The organism is Pseudoalteromonas sp. BZB3 (genome assembly GCF_040104455.1).
GTDB lineage: Bacteria > Pseudomonadota > Gammaproteobacteria > Enterobacterales > Alteromonadaceae > Pseudoalteromonas.
Genome location: NZ_JBECOS010000010.1, coordinates 308,529 through 326,331 on the forward strand (window position 1 = coordinate 308,529; position 17,803 = coordinate 326,331).

The 17,803-nt window shown below is 39.1% G+C and carries 14 protein-coding genes and 1 other RNA gene; 3 read left to right on the forward strand and 12 right to left on the reverse strand.

Features of this window, described 5'->3' with window-relative positions; translation table 11 throughout:
* Nucleotides 1-88 precede the first annotated feature (88 nt).
* Both ABMY35_RS11745 and ABMY35_RS11750 read right to left on the reverse strand, forming a co-directional pair.
* Nucleotides 89-472, reverse strand: coding sequence for a hypothetical protein (locus tag ABMY35_RS11745; protein ID WP_349286377.1), 384 nt, complete (start codon nt 470-472; stop codon nt 89-91).
* Nucleotides 473-648: 176 nt separating this feature from the next.
* Nucleotides 649-1,074: a DUF6882 domain-containing protein gene (locus ABMY35_RS11750; protein ID WP_349286378.1), complete on the reverse strand. Its 426-nt coding sequence runs from the start codon at nt 1,072-1,074 to the stop codon at nt 649-651.
* A gap of 707 nt (nt 1,075-1,781) precedes the next feature.
* On the opposite strand from ABMY35_RS11750, the gene ABMY35_RS11755 reads away from it, so the two are divergent.
* Nucleotides 1,782-3,521, forward strand: a complete 1,740-nt coding sequence (locus tag ABMY35_RS11755) for a hypothetical protein (RefSeq protein ID WP_349286379.1) — start codon at nt 1,782-1,784, stop codon at nt 3,519-3,521.
* An 860-nt stretch (nt 3,522-4,381) separates the two neighbouring features.
* Here ABMY35_RS11755 and ABMY35_RS11760 read toward each other — a convergent pair.
* Entirely contained in the window at nt 4,382-4,954 is a 573-nt protein-coding gene (locus ABMY35_RS11760; protein ID WP_349286380.1) for an NAD(P)H-dependent oxidoreductase, read from the reverse strand.
* A 201-nt stretch (nt 4,955-5,155) separates the two neighbouring features.
* Between ABMY35_RS11760 and ABMY35_RS11765 the strand changes: the two genes are divergently transcribed.
* Nucleotides 5,156-5,701, forward strand: a complete 546-nt coding sequence (locus ABMY35_RS11765; protein WP_349286381.1) for a TetR/AcrR family transcriptional regulator — start codon at nt 5,156-5,158, stop codon at nt 5,699-5,701.
* A 790-nt stretch (nt 5,702-6,491) separates the two neighbouring features.
* On the opposite strand, the gene ABMY35_RS11770 is transcribed toward ABMY35_RS11765, so the two are convergent.
* The 8 genes from ABMY35_RS11770 to ABMY35_RS11805 all read right to left on the reverse strand — a co-directional run bounded on the left by ABMY35_RS11770 (nt 6,492) and on the right by ABMY35_RS11805 (nt 14,341).
* Nucleotides 6,492-7,541, reverse strand: coding sequence for a hypothetical protein (locus tag ABMY35_RS11770; protein WP_349286382.1), 1,050 nt, complete (start codon nt 7,539-7,541; stop codon nt 6,492-6,494).
* Nucleotides 7,542-7,574: 33 nt separating this feature from the next.
* Nucleotides 7,575-7,772: a leukotoxin secretion protein D gene (locus tag ABMY35_RS11775; protein ID WP_349286383.1), complete on the reverse strand. Its 198-nt coding sequence runs from the start codon at nt 7,770-7,772 to the stop codon at nt 7,575-7,577.
* 35 nt (nt 7,773-7,807) lie between these two features.
* Nucleotides 7,808-8,857: a hypothetical protein gene (locus ABMY35_RS11780; protein ID WP_349286384.1), complete on the reverse strand. Its 1,050-nt coding sequence runs from the start codon at nt 8,855-8,857 to the stop codon at nt 7,808-7,810.
* 266 nt (nt 8,858-9,123) lie between these two features.
* Nucleotides 9,124-10,173 (reverse strand): hypothetical protein, encoded by a 1,050-nt coding sequence (locus tag ABMY35_RS11785; RefSeq protein WP_349286385.1) that lies wholly within the window; start codon nt 10,171-10,173, stop codon nt 9,124-9,126.
* 1,284 nt (nt 10,174-11,457) lie between these two features.
* Complete coding sequence (locus tag ABMY35_RS11790) at nt 11,458-12,507, reverse strand: hypothetical protein (RefSeq protein WP_349286386.1); 1,050 nt, start codon at nt 12,505-12,507, stop codon at nt 11,458-11,460.
* A gap of 387 nt (nt 12,508-12,894) precedes the next feature.
* Nucleotides 12,895-13,095 carry a hypothetical protein gene (locus ABMY35_RS11795; protein ID WP_349286387.1) on the reverse strand — a complete coding sequence of 67 codons (201 nt, stop codon included), beginning with the start codon at nt 13,093-13,095 and terminating at the stop codon, nt 12,895-12,897.
* A 126-nt stretch (nt 13,096-13,221) separates the two neighbouring features.
* Nucleotides 13,222-13,318: signal recognition particle sRNA small type (gene ffs / locus ABMY35_RS11800), an RNA gene on the reverse strand.
* Nucleotides 13,319-13,450: 132 nt separating this feature from the next.
* The gene (locus ABMY35_RS11805; RefSeq protein ID WP_349286388.1) at nt 13,451-14,341 is read right to left on the reverse strand and encodes a DUF3014 domain-containing protein; all 891 of its coding nucleotides are present in this window, start codon (nt 14,339-14,341) and stop codon (nt 13,451-13,453) included.
* 151 nt (nt 14,342-14,492) lie between these two features.
* On the opposite strand from ABMY35_RS11805, the gene ABMY35_RS11810 reads away from it, so the two are divergent.
* On the forward strand, nt 14,493-15,644 hold the full coding sequence (locus tag ABMY35_RS11810) for a patatin-like phospholipase family protein (RefSeq protein WP_349286389.1): 1,152 nt from the start codon (nt 14,493-14,495) through the stop codon (nt 15,642-15,644).
* Nucleotides 15,645-15,693: 49 nt separating this feature from the next.
* Here ABMY35_RS11810 and ABMY35_RS11815 read toward each other — a convergent pair whose 3' ends face one another.
* The gene (locus ABMY35_RS11815) at nt 15,694-17,667 is read right to left on the reverse strand and encodes a cation:proton antiporter (RefSeq protein WP_349286390.1); all 1,974 of its coding nucleotides are present in this window, start codon (nt 17,665-17,667) and stop codon (nt 15,694-15,696) included.
* Nucleotides 17,668-17,803: the final 136 nt, after the last annotated feature.

A 17,803-nucleotide genomic window follows, 5' to 3' on the forward strand; every position in this document is an offset into this window, starting at 1 on the left:
CTCGATTAACGAGTTAAAAATAGTGTGCTAAAATTGAGCGAAGCGAAGAGACCGCTGTTTTTAATCCCTGTTGAATTGCTTGTTAGCACTATTTTGACTCTAAATAATCGAATAATTTCTTTCTTTGAGCAGATGAAAACAAATAATAGCTAAACTTTATATCGTTACTTTTCGAGCTTTTTAGAACTATTAACCTAGGTAACCTATTAACAATTTTAAAGCCTTCAAAATGCTTCCACTCCAAAGTGACTTTAACGCCAAAATCAATGAATGTTATCCCTTGTTCATTAAGCTCTAAGCCGTATTCAATAACCTTACTTCTACCAGAGTTAAAAACGAATAGCCAAATGGTGAAAAGCACTATGGAGATTATCAAAATGAAAAAAAGCAAAACCATGTCTTTCGGATAAATTCCTGTGAACATGGCAAAGATTAACCCTACTGCAATAAACCAAAAGTATTGAATGGACATTGTATACAACCTGTTGAATAAACCTTGTACGCGTGTCTGAATTATCAACATAATTGCTAAACTATCCTTGTAGTGCTAACGCTTGACTAACCGGCGCAAAATAGCAGGCTAAACTTAGCGAAGAATGAGCGCAAGCCTGCTGTTTTGCGCCCATTGTTTAATTAATTTATTATGTTTTAAAGTACACAAAGGAATAACCAAGGGCTTTCATCTTTAATTTTGAAGATTACTTTCCCATTTAGATGATACAAGCTTAAAGATAAGATTTCGTCTAGCTCTTCTTGTTTGCAATTGAAGCCCTTAACTTGAAATGCCTTAAATGGAAATTCCGAATAAAGTGACTTTAACTTAGCTGCTTTAGAACGCGTATGTTCAGATAAATCCTCGTTTGCCCATGACCACAGAAAAGAATTGAACTCAGTGGAATATGAACCAACCGGAATGACATTAAACCTTTTTGTATTGTCTTCGCTTGTTAACTCGATAAACAAGTCATCAAGATCATAGTACCAGTTAGTACATTCTCCTACCTCAGCAGAAAAATTTGAAAAAGCCTTGCAGTAATCCGCTTTAATTTGTCCAATTTTTTCTTCGATATTCACTTAGTTCCCTTAAAACATAAAGCTTTTTCAAAGGAAAAATGCCTGATTTTATCTGAACAAAATCGGGAATGCTTCCTATTTATTTCGCTAACCTTACATTGCTAATCTATAAGAATCAACATCTTGTAGACTCCACTTGAAATAGTCAGGCATTGTAAATATCGAAGATCAGGAATAGTAAAAACTTGGATTTTTATCAAAGCTCCATTTTACTGAAGCTATGAACTGTTAAACCATACGTAACACTCTAGCCTTATCTACACGAGTAAATATTTGTCCAGGCTTGAGCAGTAAAAGTTATCTGCACTTATTATTTTTCCTGCCAAGATAATTTTAAAATTAACCTTAAACGCTATTTTTTGGGTCAAAATGAAAACAAACACCCAGTGTTTGAGACAATTCTACGAGTAGGCTATGTAAGTTTTTTAAGGGTTTATTACCAATAGTGTTTGAAGCTAAAAGTGACTTATTTAAGGGGTTTTATCTGAATTGGCATCATGTCAGAAGCGGAAATTGTTGGTTATAAGCGCTGAATTAGTGTTTTACTTTGAGTGCAACCTTCAGGCTTTTATTCAAACACTGATTTAAACCTTTTTTGAGCAACTTGCGTCTCAGAGAGCATAATTATAAAAAATTGTATTTTTTTATAGCAAGATCAATTTGATATAAATACCACGTGCTAAATTTTGATATTAGGGACAATTTTGATGCTCACTCGTTTTTCGTGTTTTTTTGCCATCCTATCCATAGTTACCGCCTCTTTTTCAACATTCGCTTCAGATGTTTTAGAGTGTGTTATTGAAAGATATAGTCAGCCAAATAGTTCGTTTACAGGTTTACCTAATCCTGCTGAACTGGGCGAACATAAATACAAAGTAATGAACTATGGCGAACAACCCTTTTTATTTGCTATCTCAAAACCTGATGTCATTGCTCCAAATGTGAGCTTGCCGAGCTTTCTTTCAGACTATTCTCGCAACCAAGGATATGAAAACAATGCTTACCACGAATTTAAAAGTGGTAATTTACCTTTGCAGGCTAAAGTTTGGCTTCCGTTAGCAGCCCAACCTCTGCCGTTAGTATTATTAGTCCATGGAAATTCTGCGCCTGGGTTTGACTATCTGGGTGAGTTACTCGCCAGCCGTGGGCACTTTGTTGTGCAAGTAGATCAAACGTATTTGAATGGTTTATGGGGTGAAAATGGTGCCCGTGGTTGGATACTACTTGAACATATCAAACTGCTGAAAAAATGGAATGCTGAGCAAGGTCATGCTTTTTATAACAACCTAGATTTAGAGAATATCGCTTTAATTGGCATGTCTAGAGGGGGTGAGGCTGTTGCTTTAGCTGCATCATTTAATCAATGGAAAACTTTACCAGATAGTACTGAATCAACAGGGTTTGGTTTTAACATTAAGTCCGTTGTCGCATTAGCCCCTATGGACGGGCAATATCAACATGCCGATGGCAGAAATATCCTGAAAAATGTTAACTATTTAGTGTTACAAGGCGGCCATGATGCAGATGTTTATCAGTTTCTTGGTAGCCAACAATGGCATCGCACTCACTTCGATGCTGATAAAGACTTCTTAAAGCAGTCCATTTATATTTATCGTGCTAACCACATAAACTTTAATCAAGATATGTCTGATGATTACCATTGGGGAAGCAGCAAAGACTTTTATTCAAAGCTATTAACCGCCAAACAACAAGAGAAGTTAACTAAAGTGTATGTTTCTGCTTTTTTAGAAGCTACATTGGCGAACAAAAAAGCGTATCGAAAAATTTTTAGACAACCTGTGGCTAATGAGTTTGGTCTTCCAGACGATATTTATATCAGTCGCCATATGACATCTGACTTCAAAACTATAGAAGATTTTGAGGGTGACGCTGAAAAAGAAAGCACCGTTAAAGCCCTATCCGATAAAACATTAGAAGAAGTGCAAATCAGCATAGATTCAGAGCGTTTAAGAAACGGCACTAAAACCTCTAATAATGTATTAAAGGTTCAACTTAAGAAACAAGTTGAAACACGGCTGAGCATTAAGTTCACAGGTGCTGAGTTGCTTCAGCAAAATCACAAAGAAAAACCCTACCTAAGTTTCTCACTGGCTAGAGCTGATTCAGGAGAAAGCGAAGAATGTGGATCATACAATTTGTTATCTGATACTAAGGTAGAGCTACTTAATAAGTCTGATGTCGTGTTTAAAAAAAGTTTGGCCGCATCCGGCAGTGTCTCGCCTTTATTAATTTCTGACTTCTCTGAATTGGAAAAAGGTGGTGTGAGATATGCGCCAACGGAGCCAGTTTTGCAAACCTTCACACTCCCTATTGAATTGAATAAGCTAATCAGTGCCGAAAGCGAATTAGAGCTTGTCTTTATTTTTGCACCGACTAGAGATGTAACTATCATCTTGGATGATATTGGAATAACGAGTGCGATATAGCTAATCAGCTTTATTTTAAACAAGCGAGTAATTAAATTAGTTTACCTATAGGAAAGGCATAAAATCGTTTTTACGGCAGCGGTTATAAAAAAGCGTTTATGTCAGTAGATAAGCCGAAGCTCTAATTGGAGCTCAATCCATGCGGAAAACCAAAAATATACGTGTCATTCAGTTAATACTTAGTCATAAATGCATTGATAAAACCATAAGATATAGGAATGGAGCTTGAATACATCATTAAAATGGCGAAAGAAGCCGATTGAAGGTTTACGCAGACAAGTGTTTTTATGCTGTATTTGTCCAAAACAGTATAAGCTACACATAACATGTAGCTCATGAAAAACAACTTTTAAATGAGAATATAAGGTAGCGAACTTCCTAACCTTTTAAACGTCATGTTCTTAGTTAAAAAGCTAATTGTTTAAAAACCACCTAACTGATTGATTCAAAATACTAACCAGCCCAAACGATAACGCCTTTGCTATCATGGAGCAACCTTCATCAGGTGGAATGAATATCGAAACGGCTTTCTCTACGCTATCATCATCTTTGGCCTTGAAGCAATATTATACTTATTGACATTTCTACCAATGTCGAAACTTTGCGCATACTTTCCTTGCGCTTTCCAGTAAGGTTTGGAGCAGAGAGATTTCGGCCACAATACTTACGACCGTCACAATGTTCAGGTCAAGAACACTGAGAAAGAAAACCTCCCAAAATGTGCACAGAAGATATTACTGACCAATAGTGTTCGACTATATGGTTACCCAGGTTAACTGAAAAACATACTTCTCGAAAAGGCACTATGAGCCAGAATCAGTAACCTCGATCTTTGAATGCAAGTTACCAGAGAACGGCGATTAAATGTTCACAGCCAACTGGCTGACTTTTTTATGCCACTTATCGACATCCTTCTCCTTAGAAGAGATCACAGGTCCAAAGTAAGTAGTTCGTTTGTTTTGAATTCCAGAAAAATCCAGTATCGTTTTCTTTAAATGTTTGTAGATAACGTTGCCTTGAAAATACTTATACCAAAATAATGGGGTATCAAGCATAACAATAATCTCTGATGTTTTTCCCTTTAGCAGTTTTTTTGGGAGCGCCTCACCCTCCTCGTACTTAAAGGCAAACCCCGGCAGGAAGACTCTATCAATTAGACCTTTAAACTTAGCAGGTACCGTTCCCCACCAAACAGGAGAGAGAATAACGATGTGGTCGGCCCAAGAAATTAGTTCTTGTGCATGAACTAAATCCGGCTCCAACTCTTGGATCTTGTCATAACCTTCACGTAAATCCAGCTCAAAATCTAAATCCCCGACATGAATTGCTTTGACATCATGTTTGCTACCAACGGTCTCACTGTATTTATCTGCTAAAGACTTAGTTAAGCTATCAGTCTTAGGGTTGGCATTAATCACAAGTACATTTTTCATAAATTACTCACACATTACGTTACTTTGTGGGTCAAGTGACCCAAATAAACCATGCTAAAGTTAAAAAACCAACCTGTCAATGCTTTAATGGGTCGATTGACCCATTAATAACTACTGATACAATTAGAGCTTCTGTTATAAATCTCGACATAGGGGTATGTAAATTTGAATAGTCGCAGTATTGAAACAAGAAACCGGATTATGGAAGCAGCTCTTGCTATCTTAAAGACCTCCGGTATGGAAGGACTTACCATGAGAAAGGTTGCTTCAATGGCGGGGAAAAGTCTCAATAATGTCCAACATCACTTCAAGAATAAAGACATGCTTTTGAATTGCTTAGCTGAATTTTACTTTGCTCAATGCTATGACGTTGTTGAACAATATACACCTAGCAAACAGGTCAACGATCCCAAACAAGAACTTTATGAGTTTATCCTTTTTATATTAGGGCAATCTGAAGACATAAGTGATGCGTGCCTTGTTTTTAGAGAGCTTTGGGCTGTTTCTACTCGAAATGATGAACTTGAGGATAAACTCAATCAATTCTACTCGTCTTCAGTAAGCAGAGCCTGTACCTTTTGGGAAGATTATGGCAAAGAAAATGCTGAAAAAGCAGCCTCATTATTTCTACCTTATATTGAGGGTTACTCTATTCAGCACAAAGCTTTGCCTGTTGATAGAGAAAACATTGCTAAATTACTCTCAGAAACACTTTACGCTCTGTTGACTAAACCAATAAATGATTAGCTCCATAGTTCAACATAGACTCTACAGGATAAAGAACCGTATTTTGAACATTAAGAAAGCTAGAAACTGCTTAATGTTCGCTGTCGTTGTATTTCAATTCGTCCTACTCACTTGTAAGATCTTGAATGGCAGTGTTGTGATGCATAACTTTTTTAGCGAAAAAAGATATGCTCAGCTTATCCAATTGTTAAGAACTTGAAAATTTACCTATATTGGCTTGGCTCACCGCTTATAGAATTGAATACAGTAGTAAATAGAGAAAAATAATAAGCAGAATCGTTTAGCTCTTACACATTAGTTGCGGCAGCTTTTATAATCTTTTTCTTAATTTTTTATTTATCAGAGATGTACCCTTCCTCATGTGCTAAGGAGTTTCTTAATTTATTCAAAAGTTGCAGGAAATCCCAATCATCTTTTATGCCTACAACAGTAAATTCAAAGCCTAAAAATTTTGAAAGATACGTATGACACCTATTAATTCCGGCTCCAGATAGCGCATTAACAGTGATTGGGTGGAGTTACAACTTCTGTTTGTTCGTTTTGTCATTTTACACCTCAATAATTGGATTATATTCCATTATTAAAGTGTCCTGTTTGATTACAGCAAATCACATCGAGAACCAAATTTAAAACATCACTATTTCTAAGATTATACCCAACACCAATCGTCGGTATTCCCTTTGTGCTCAAGATAGATATCTTTCTCAACACCTTCATACTTAGCTATAAAGTCAAATACACTCATCTCACCAGACAAAACAAAAACTCCTTTTAAGAATTCAAATTTAAATTAATAGTTATACCAAAATCCACACCAATTCTCTTCTACATACCCATCATTACCTGTTTTAATATAATCAAGTTCAACATAAGACTTTCCACCCCATGTTTCGTAACTTCGTTTAGTTACAAGCCCATTTTTTGTAAAACTAAAAACTTTATCTTCAAAAACAATCAACCTGTTCTTACTTCTTTTTCCAATAGACTTTAATTCCCCATCATTACCAATAGTGTAATAATTCCTATGATAGCCGTGCTCTAAAGCTTTTTTAAAAACCCCTTCTTGACCTAGCTCACGCCAAACTTTTAACTTATCGTCCACACTCTCTTCATAACCAAGCCCCTCACAAAATACATCTGGCCTAGAATACCTTATCAACCTTTCCTTATTGCCATCTTCATCAAGATCTAAATAAGTCATTTCCATCTTTATATAACCACTTTGATATTTTTTTAGTTGTGCCTGCCAGTTGGTTTGTTCTTTATGGTTAAGCTGCGCTATTTGCTTATCCAGCTGCTTAAGCAACTCCCCCGTAACTGGTTTAAACGGCAGCGTTGTAAACCCTGAACCGGATAAGTCCGGAAGTTTGCAACCCCGGAACTCTTCTCTGGGCGTGCGGTTAAGCACCTTCAGGTAAGCCTGGCATTCTTTATCGCCCCAGCCGTAAGTTGTCAGCCTGAAGTTGGGCAGCGGCGTGTCCTGACCATTGATCTGGGCTATCCGAGCCTGATAGGCACGGGTAAAGCAGTCATCCGTCTTACACTGTGCCAGCACGGATTTATCCCACTGCTGCTGCTCAGCCCAAAAATCTTCCTTGGCGGCCATACAATCCCAGCCATCTTCACGACGCAGAATTTCAGCATCCTGACAGAGCCAAGCTCGCTGATTATGAAACGCCACATTCAACGCTTCATTGGCTGCTGTTAAAGTGGTTGACTGACATATTCGTTTATCCAGCTCAGACGTCGGTTGTTTACAATTTGCTCCCACCGCCCAGACATAGTGGGGCAGTAGCAACAAGGTACTACTGAGTAAAGCCAGTTTTGTGAAACTAGACATAATGCTTCCTTATTTTGGATTAAGTGTTGCGCCTTAACGCTCGCGTGCACCTTCGTCCAGGTGCTGTACAACGGGCGATAGCAGAAATTCGATGATCCGACGCTGGCCAGTTTTTGCTTCTGCAGAGACACTCATACCTGCACTAAGCGGCACAACGCGGCCATCGATTTGGATAGATATCTTTTCTAATACCTTCATGATCTGATATGAAGTCAAAAATATTATTTTCACTAGTCAAAACTCACTCTCCTTTCGCAATTAAAAAACTAGTAATTATACCAAAAACCACACCACCTCTCTGAGGTGGTGTTTACATTACCAAGTTCAATCTTTAAAATTGTAACCTCTTGCTTGCCACCCCATCTCCGCGGGTCTAAGTTGGTTAAAAACTTATTTTCTGAAACGGCATAAAACTCATTACCGAATGTGACAATATCATTTCTACCTTTAACATTAAGCGCTTTGAGATTTCCATTCCCATCCAGTTTATAATAAAAATTAACAAAACCATTCTCTATACTTTTATCTAAAACTTGATGTTCTGTTAGCGCTTCCCACTGTGCTTCTTTACCCTGCATTTCTATACCATCATCCCATGTATCACAAAAATAACTTGGCATAGAGTATTTTATGACTTTCTCTTTTTTTCCTTCCTTATTTAAATCAATATTCGCCACTTCCAATCTAATGTGACCATTTTGATATTTGTTAAGCCTTTCCTTCCAAGTAAATGCTTTTGAATGCACGCTCTTTATGATTTGAGGGTCTAGTTTTCTCAGCAACTCCCCCGTAACTGGTTTAAACGGCAACGTTGTAAACCCCGAACCGGATAAGTCCGGAAGTTTGCAACCCCGGAACTCTTCTCTGGGCGTGCGGTTGAGGACCTCGAGGTAAGCCTGACATTCTTTATCGCCCCAGCCGTAAGTCGTCAGCCTGAAGTTGGGCAGCGGCGTGTCCTGACCATTGATCTGGGATATTCTAGCTTTATAAACGCGTGTGAAACAGTCGTCTGTCTTGCACTGTGCCAGCACGGATTTATCCCACTGATGTTGCTCAACCTCTAATGTCTTTTTAGCTTCTACACAGTCCCAGTCATCGTCATGCTGTAACTCGCTCGCTAACTCACACAGCCATGCTCGTTGGTTGTAATAAGCAACTTGCAACGCGTTGTTTTCTATTTTGAGCATTGCCGACTGACATATTCGTTTATCCAGCTCAGACGTCGGTTTTTTACAATCCGCTCCTACCGCCCAGACGCAGGGGCTCAGTAGCAGCATGGTACTGCCGAGTACAGCCGTTTTAGTGAAACCAGACATAATATTTCCTTTTTTAAATTAAGTGTTGTGTCTTAACGCTCTCGGGCACCTTCGTCCAGGTGTTGAACAACAGGCGATAACAGAAATTCAATGATCCTACGCTGACCAGTTTTTTACTTCAGCAGACACACTCATACCTGCACTAAGCGGCACAACGCGGCCATCGATTTGGATAGGTATCTTTTCTAATACCCTCATGCTCTGATATAAAGTCAAAAATATTATTTCCACTAGTCAAAACACACTCTCCTTTCGCAATTAAAAAACTAGTAATTATACCAAAAACCACACCATGAACTCAGTTCAAGACGTGATTTACTGAAATCAAACTTTGAAACTTTAATGTCTTGCTTACTTCCTACAGGGCCTGGGTTAACACTGTTCATGAAGTAACCTTTTGAAACAGCATAGAAATCATTATTTATTCTAATAATCTCGTTCCTACCTTTAATGTTAAAATAACTAATAACTCCATCCACACCCAGTGTAAAATACGCATTATTGTAACCATTGTTCCTGGTCTTATTTAAAACTTCTTCATCAGGAAGAAGTTCCCATTCAGCTGCTTTATCCAACGGGCTTGCATCATATTCCCACATTTCACAATGGTAGTTAGGGTAAGAATATTTAACGATACGTTCGTTCTTTCCATCTTTATTAAGATCAACGTCAGCAATCTCAAGCTTTAAATACCCACTTTGATATTTTCGCAATTGATCCTGCCAGTTGATCTGTTTCCTGTGGTAACTCAGTGCTATTTGCTGATCCAGCTGCTTGAGCAGCTCTCCCTCAACCGGTTTAAAGGGCAGTGTCGTAAAACCAGAACCGGTCAAATCTGGAAGCTTACAGCTTCGAAAATCTTCCCTGGGTGTGCGGTTAAGCACCTTGAGGTAAGCCTGACATTCTTTATCTCCCCAGCCGTAGGTCGTCAGCCTGAAGTTGGGTAGCGGAGTGTCCTGGCCGTTGATCTGGGATATTCGAGCTTTATAAACGCGTGTGAAACAGTCGTCTGTCTTGCACTGTGCCAGCACGGATTTATCCCACTGATGTTGCTCAACCTCTAATGTCTTTTTAGCTTCTACACAGTCCCAGTCATCGTCATGCTGTAACTCACTCGCTAACTCACACAGCCATGCTCGTTGGTTGTAATAAGCAACTTGCAACGCGTTGTTTTCTATTTTGAGCATTGCCGACTGACATATTCGTTTATCCAGCTCAGACGTCGGTTCTTTACAATTTGCTCCCACCGCCCAAACTGAGGGTGGTATGATCAGCAAGCACAAACTGAGCTTGCTCAAAAATAATTCTTTTTTCATTGCTATCCTTAAATTGTTTTATCAAATTAGTCTTTATAAGACCTTTAATAACCTTTATTTATGTGGCGTAGCTCTTTAGCTAGCAAAGTCTATTAAACCTTCTGAGAAACCACTGAAGTACAAGTTCATTCAAACAACACATTTCACTGATTTCTAAGATCAACAACTTCCGTAAAGGCTCTATAAACCTTGATGAAAATAGTTAAAACTCTTTAAAAATAGTTTTATAACTTTTTTGACTGGATTCTCATAGCCAAACTCATATTTAGCAACTTTCTGTTAATCTAGCCCTAAAGTCAGGGTTTATTACTTTCTTTTGAGGCTTTATCTCACCGAACTGCTGTTTATTTAAATGTTACTGAGTAGAAAATCGGGCGTATACCTATTTGATTTACCCTCAAAGTCATACATAAAACCAATAGGTTGGGCTTCAAAGGCTTTTATCTTGGGAGAATATTCGAAATGAAAACAGGCATCAAACTCTAAAGAGCTTTCAACTAAAAGCGTTTGGCTTTTTTTGACTAGCAAATTTAAATTGGTTTTTAACTCGCGAGTACTTTATTTTACGTCTGATCATAATCAAAACCTAAACGGCTTATGACTAGAAAATAGACTATGACAGGTTGTTGTTCAGATTATGACAAGAATTAGTTCAGATATGACAGCTTATGCTTCAAACATCAATTGGTGTTTGAAGCATAACTTGACATAAACATCAATCTTAATTCAATCACTTAGCAGAAAATTTGAAGTGTAAGTTAGCATAAAATTGAATCATAAGTCTGCAAAAAACGACTGACTTAAAAAATTACCTTTAAATCTATTTATACCAAACGATGTCGTTTAGCACCTTAATTTCTTGTTATATTTTTTTATTACAAAGATTAATAAGAAATCTTTCCACAGTATCAAAAGCGTTCAAAACATATTAATGAGATATTAATATCGTACTAGAATACATCGAAAGCCTTGGAGTACCATTTATAGTCTTTTTCTTAATTTTTGATTTATCAGAGATGTACCCTTCCTCATGTGCTAAGGAGTTTCTTAATTTATTCAAACGTTGCAGGAAATCCCAATCATCTTTTATGCCTACAACAGTAAATTCAAAGCCTAAAAATTTTGAAAGATATGTATGACATCTATTAATTCCGGCTCCAGATAGCGCATTAACAGTGATTGGGTTGAGCTACAACTTCTGTTTGTTCGTTTTGTCATTTTACACCTCAATAATTGGATTATATTCCATTATTAAAGTGTCCTGTTTAATTAAAGCAGTTCAGACTAGTAGTTATACCAAAAACCGCACCAACTCTCTTCTGCACGCCCTTTATCAATTGATTTTATATAATCCATTTTAACATATACCTTAGCCCCCAAATCAGCGGGCTTTAATGTGGCTACGACCCCGTTTTTTGTAAAACTGAACACTTTATCTTCAAAAAAAGCCAACCTGTTCTTACTTCTTTTTCCAACAGACTTTAATTTTCCATCATCACCAACAATATAGTAATCCCTGTGATAACCGTGCTCTAAAGCTTTTTTAAGAACCACTTCCTGACCCAGCTCACGCCACCTTTTTGATTTATCATCCACATCCTCGTCATAACCAAGCCCCTCACAAAATACGTCTGGCCTAGAATACCTTACCAACCGTTCTTTCTTTCCATCCCCATCAATATCTAAATAAGCCATTTCCATTTTTATATAACCACTTTGATATCTTTTTAGTTGTCCCTGCCAGTTGGTTTGTTCTTTATGGTTGAGCTGCGCTATTTGCCTATCCAGTTGCTTAAGCAGCTCTCCCTCAACCGCTTTAAAGGGCAGCGTCTTAAATCCAGAGTCGGTCAGATTAGGGAGTTTACAGCCGCGAAAATCTTCCTTCGGCGTGCGGTTAAGCACCTTTAGGTAAGCCTGGCATTCTTTATCGCCCCAGCCGTAAGTCGTCAGCCTGAAGTTGGGCAGCGGCGTGTCCTGACCATTGATCTGGGCTATCCGAGCCTGATAGGCACGGGTAAAGCAGTCATCCGTCTTACACTGTGCCAGCACGGATTTATCCCACTGCTGCTGCTCAGCCCAAAAGTCTTCCTTTGCGGCCATACAATCCCAGCCATCTTCACGACGCAGAATTTCAGCATCCTGACAGAGCCAGGCTCGCTGATTATGAAACGCCACATTCAACGCTTCATTGGCTGCTGTTAAAGTGGTTGACTGACATATTCGTTTATCCAGCTCAGACGTCGGTTGTTTACAATTTGCTCCCACCGCCCAGACTGAGGGTGATATAATCAGCAAGCACAAACTGAGCTTGCTCAAAAATAATTCTTTTTTCATTGCTATCCTTAAATTGTTTTATCAAATTAGTCTTTATAAGACCTTTAATAACCTTTATTTAAGTGGCGTAGCTCTTTAGCTACCAAAGTCTATTAAACCTTCTGAGAAACCACTGAAATATAAGTTCATTCAAACAACACATTTCACTGATTTCTAAGATCAACAACTTCCGTAAGGGCTCTATAAACCTTGATGAAAATAGTTAAAACTCTTTAAAAAATAGTTTTATGACTTTTTTGACTGGATTCTCATAGCCAAACTCATTTTTAGCAACTTTCTGTTTTTCTGTAAATCTAGCCCTAAAGTCAGGGTTTATTACTTTCTTTTGAGGCTTTATCTCAACGAACTGCTGTTTATTTAAATGTTACTGAGTAGAAAATCGGGCATCTACCTATTTGACTTCCCCTCAAATAGATACATAAAACCAATTACTTGTACTTCAAAGGCTTTTATTTCGGGAGAATATTCGATATGAAAACAGGCATCAAACTCTAAAGAGCTTTCAACTAAAAAAGTTCGGCCATTCTTTTGAGTAGCAAACTTAAATAGCTTTTTAACTCGCGAACGCTTAATTTTACGTCTGATCATAATCAAAACCGAAACGGCTTATGACTAGAAAATAGACTATGACAGGTTATTGTTCAGATTATGACAAGAATTAGTTCAGATATGACAGCTTATGCTTCAAACATCAATTGAAGGATTGGGTGGTAGTCTTACCAGCCACATCCCGGCACACAAGTCATTCGCTGTGGCTGCTTCCTTCCGGACCTGACCAGGTTCACGAACTATTGTTGCGAGAGGACCAATAAGACCACCATTGTGGGCCTTGTTAGGCGCAGGAAGGATTATCTCTATTATGTGCTTTAGATTCAAGGAAAAACTGAATTAATTAAACCGATTGCCTAATGCTTAAGCAATCGGTTTAAAATGTAACACTGGATTATTTGATTAATGATTTTTGAACAGCCGTAAGCTTGCTCTTAACGCGCTTCATATTTGCAGGGCCCATGCGTAAAAACTGTTTTTGCGCATCTGACAGCTTTTCCCACTCTGGGTATGCATAGCTATATGTCACTGAATCTTTAATCAGCGGCAGGCTAGTCTCTGGAATTTGCGTCTCTAACAGTTCGCTGATTGCTTCATTTAAAGTGTAATTAAAATCTTCGCCCTCATAGCCAATCTCTTCATAAGCTTCAAAAATCAGTGGCTGGAACTTTTTATAAAGACGAATAATTTGTGCATTGCTCATTTGAGAAAGCATATCTACGTATGGTGTGTAACGCTCAAAACTATTTGGATCTGTGATGATGATATCTGACTCAAGTGCCATGAAACTATCTACAGGTGCACTTAACGGAATATGCTTCTTAGCGACTTTACCCTGCGCTAGATTGTCTACAAAAACAACAGTACGACGTACCATGTCTTCTGTAACTAATAACCCTAATGATTGCTCGGTAAGGTACTCACCCAAGCTTTGTTTAACTTCATTGTCACTCTCATCCAATGATGGAAGCTGAGGCTTAGCAGGTTTTACTTCAACAATACGCTCCTCAACAGGCTCAGGGATCGGCTCTGGCTGCGGTTCAGGCTCATAAGTTTCTACAACCTCGGGGGCTGGCTCAGGCTCTGGTTGACTTTGCGCCGTATTGACCGGCCTAACAGGGTCTGTTTGTGGTACCACAACGTCTTGTTTGAACTTTTCATTTTCTACTGGCTGTTCAGATTTGCTTGAAAGAATAAAAACAGCAACGACGATTAACGCCATAACAACAACGGCTGCAAATAGCAGCTGGGTTTGGGAAGGCTTTGAAGAAGGTTGTTCTGACATGTTTGCTCCGGTTAATGGCTGAACACAATATTCCGTTGAATATTCTATAATTAGTTATAAAGTAAAGATATATCACTGAGTAATTGTTGCAAGTGATATACGGTAACTGATGGCATTCGCAGCAAAAAGTTCATAATAATTAAGGGCGAATATGGAAAAAAAACCGCAATATACTCAGCATTCAAAAATGGCATTACTACTGACCGGTGGTGGCGCAAGAGCTGCTTACCAAGTTGGCGTGTTAAAAGCATTGGCTTTAAGCATGCCTCGCAATGCCAAAATTCCTTTTCAAATTATTAATGGTACCTCTGCGGGTGCAATTAACTCAGCTGCGATGGCGTGCTACGCCTCATGTATGCACTTGGCGGTGCGCAAAATAGAATGGGTATGGCGCCAGTTTCATACTCATATGGTCTATAAGAGCTCTTTCACTGGCGCGTCGAGTTATATTCTTGGCAATATGATGCGCAGCTTTCAATCTGACTATTTAAATCATCCCCCCGCCAGCCTACTAGATAACTCGCCGCTTCGAGCATTGCTTGATGATGTTTTAGATTTATCACGCATTGATAGAAACTTACATAGAAAATATCTAGAAGCTGTATCTGTTACGGTTTCGAGCTATTCAACCGGAAAATCAGTGGCAGTCTTTCAGTCGAATAATGCCGCCCCTTGGCAACGTGCTAAACGTGAAGGCGTTGCAGGGCAAATTACTTTAGACTTGCTCATGGCCTCAAGTGCCATTCCTATGGTGTTTCCAAGTGTCAGAGTAAAGCATCACTACTATGGTGATGGTTCAATTCACCAGCTTTCTCCGCTTAGCCCATCAATTCATTTAGGCGCCGATAAGATATTCATCATTGGTGTGGAGCAGCCAAAACGCCAACGCGCCATAGGTTACGAACCTCATTTCCCTGGAGTATCAACGGTTGCAGGTCACTTGCTAGATGGTGTTTTTGCTGACACGCTGCAATCAGATTTGGAACGTTTAGAACGAGTTAACCGAACCATAGGTTTACTGCCTTCTAACTCAAAGAATAAACACAAAGAGCTAAAACAAGTTTCAACACTGGTTATTAACCCTACGCAAAACTTTAATGAAATAGCGACCGAATGCTATGAACATATGCCACTGGCAGTCAGAATGCTATTACGTTCGATTGGTATCAAAAAGCACTCGGAGTCGAGCTTAGCGAGTTACTTAATGTTTGAGAAAGCCTATACCCGAAGGCTCATTGAATTTGGTTATCAAGATGGGCTAAACAGGCTAGATGAAATAAGAGACTTTCTTGAGCTAAATTAGGCTTGCACTCAGCTCAATTGACGCTTTGAAAACATTAGCAAACTTCGCTTTATGACAACCCCTCCAGCAAGAATTGCTCTGCTCGCTCTACTCGCCTGGGCTTGCCTTTTAACAATAGAATGTCATTTGCTTGCAATATGACGTCGCCATCAGGAGATTCAATTTCTTGCCCATCTCTTCTTAATGCAGTGATCACGACTCGCTGCTTATTTAAATTTAACTGCGTAATTTGTTTATCAATAGCATAGGCTGACTCTGGTAAAGCAATAGCATGCAGATATTCTAAACGCTCTAAAGGCTCGCTATTTTGCTCCACGGAGCCGTCGGTGAAAAAGCCATGGAGAAACTCGTAACGATTTTCACGCTCTTGGCTTACTCGGCGAAATATACGGCGCATCGGCACGCCAGACATATGCAATACGTGAGAAATAAGCATTAAACTTGCCTCAAGTGCTTCAGGCACAACTTCTGTCACCCCCATTTTTTTAAAGTCTTCAAGATGTATATCATCTGTGGCGCGAACAATAATGGAGACACCCGGCGCGACTCTTTTTATCGCATCTATCACGGGTTGATTTTGTTCAAAGTCAGACATAGTGACTATCACCAACTTAGCTTGCTCAACTTTGGCTGATTTTAAAATGGTATTTTGCGCAGCATGCCCAAATAAAACCGGTTCTCCCGCGTTTTGTGCCTCTTGTACAAGAAGTGGGTTTCGCTCAATTGCAACATAGGGGATTGCCTCAGGTTTTAAAAAGCGCGTAATGGTTTGCCCTACCCGTCCATACCCAAGAATTAGAACATGGCCATTTAAATTATGACTACCAAACGTTTTTTGAAATTGTTCGTTACCCTGTTCACTATCGATGTTTAACACACCCAAAATACGGTCTGTTTGACTGATTAAATAAGGTGTGAGGGCCATTGAAAACACACCCAGCGCGATTAAAAATGATGCGGTTGTAGAAGCCATTAATTGGTGTGTTGAAGCCAACGCGATGAGCACAAAACCAAACTCGCCCATCTGCCAAAGTAAAATGCCTGATGCAATGGCATCTTTTTTACGCTCACCAATTAATTGCGCGCAGCCCCAGATAAGTAGTAGCTTCAAGACAAATAAAACCACTAGCGCAGCGCAGATATACCAAAACATTTCAATAACAAAACCGACATTGAGCTGCATACCAACAGTGACAAAAAATAGCCCCATTAGTATGTCTCTAAAGGGCCGGATCTCAGCTTCTAATTGATGTCGATACTGACTTTCACCTAACATCATGCCAGCTAAAAACGCGCCCAATGCCATAGACAAACCAAATAAGTAAGTCAGACCAGCCGCGCACAAAGCGACCACTAAAGTAGACAGTACAAATAATTCATCAGTTCTGACTTGTGCGACTTCATTAAAGACAAATGGCAACAGCCATTTACCAATAGCCCACAGTAAAATACAGACAAACGCCCCTTTCGCTAATGCTATCGCCAAAGTGCTTGCTAACATCTGGTTGTCTGCCTGCGCGAATAACGGAATACTGATAAGCAAAGGTACGACAGCGATATCTTGAAACAATAAGATTCCGACCGAGAGCTGGCCTCGCCGCTGATTGAGCGCGCCATTTTCTTTTAATATTTTAACGACAACGGCAGTTGAAGAAAGCGCCATAATACTGGCTATGGTAAATGCACTTAGCCAACCATAATCAAAGAAACGAACTATCGGCATAGCTACCAAGATAGTTAAGATAACTTGCAAGCCACCAAGTCCAAATACCAAGTTACGCATTGCCATTAACTTAGGTACTGAAAACTCTAAGCCAAGACTGAATAATAAAAAGACGATGCCAAGCTCAGCAATAAAGTGCATTTCATCACTCATACTCATCCAGCCAATACTCGGGCTACTCGCCAATACCCCTGTGACTAAATAAGCTAAAATTGCCGGCAAGCCAATGCGCTTGAACAACCAAACTAGAATCATTGCGGCAAGCAATAAGGCAAAAACTTGACTATAAATGCTCTGCAAATGGCCTCCAGAGAGTCAATTTTATTGATGTTTATAATTCGACTTTAATTAACTATAGCAAGCGATTGTTTTTCAGCCAGTTTAAAAATTTGGCACAAAATTAGCTTATATGAACTCAGTTATGATAATTAGGGGT

Bases quoted from the DNA above. Each gene is read 5' to 3' on its own strand.
- ABMY35_RS11745 (WP_349286377.1), bottom strand. From the start codon at position 472: ATGTCCATTCAATACTTTTGGTTTATTGCAGTAGGGTTAATCTTTGCC.
- ABMY35_RS11755 (WP_349286379.1), top strand. From the start codon at position 1,782: ATGCTCACTCGTTTTTCGTGTTTTTTTGCCATCCTATCCATAGTTACC.
- ABMY35_RS11760 (WP_349286380.1), bottom strand. From the start codon at position 4,954: ATGAAAAATGTACTTGTGATTAATGCCAACCCTAAGACTGATAGCTTA.
- ABMY35_RS11765 (WP_349286381.1), top strand. From the start codon at position 5,156: ATGGAAGCAGCTCTTGCTATCTTAAAGACCTCCGGTATGGAAGGACTT.
- ABMY35_RS11770 (WP_349286382.1), bottom strand. From the start codon at position 7,541: ATGTCTAGTTTCACAAAACTGGCTTTACTCAGTAGTACCTTGTTGCTA.
- ABMY35_RS11780 (WP_349286384.1), bottom strand. From the start codon at position 8,857: ATGTCTGGTTTCACTAAAACGGCTGTACTCGGCAGTACCATGCTGCTA.
- ABMY35_RS11785 (WP_349286385.1), bottom strand. From the start codon at position 10,173: ATGAAAAAAGAATTATTTTTGAGCAAGCTCAGTTTGTGCTTGCTGATC.
- ABMY35_RS11790 (WP_349286386.1), bottom strand. From the start codon at position 12,507: ATGAAAAAAGAATTATTTTTGAGCAAGCTCAGTTTGTGCTTGCTGATT.
- ABMY35_RS11795 (WP_349286387.1), bottom strand. From the start codon at position 13,095: ATGATCAGACGTAAAATTAAGCGTTCGCGAGTTAAAAAGCTATTTAAG.
- ABMY35_RS11805 (WP_349286388.1), bottom strand. From the start codon at position 14,341: ATGTCAGAACAACCTTCTTCAAAGCCTTCCCAAACCCAGCTGCTATTT.
- ABMY35_RS11810 (WP_349286389.1), top strand. From the start codon at position 14,493: ATGGAAAAAAAACCGCAATATACTCAGCATTCAAAAATGGCATTACTA.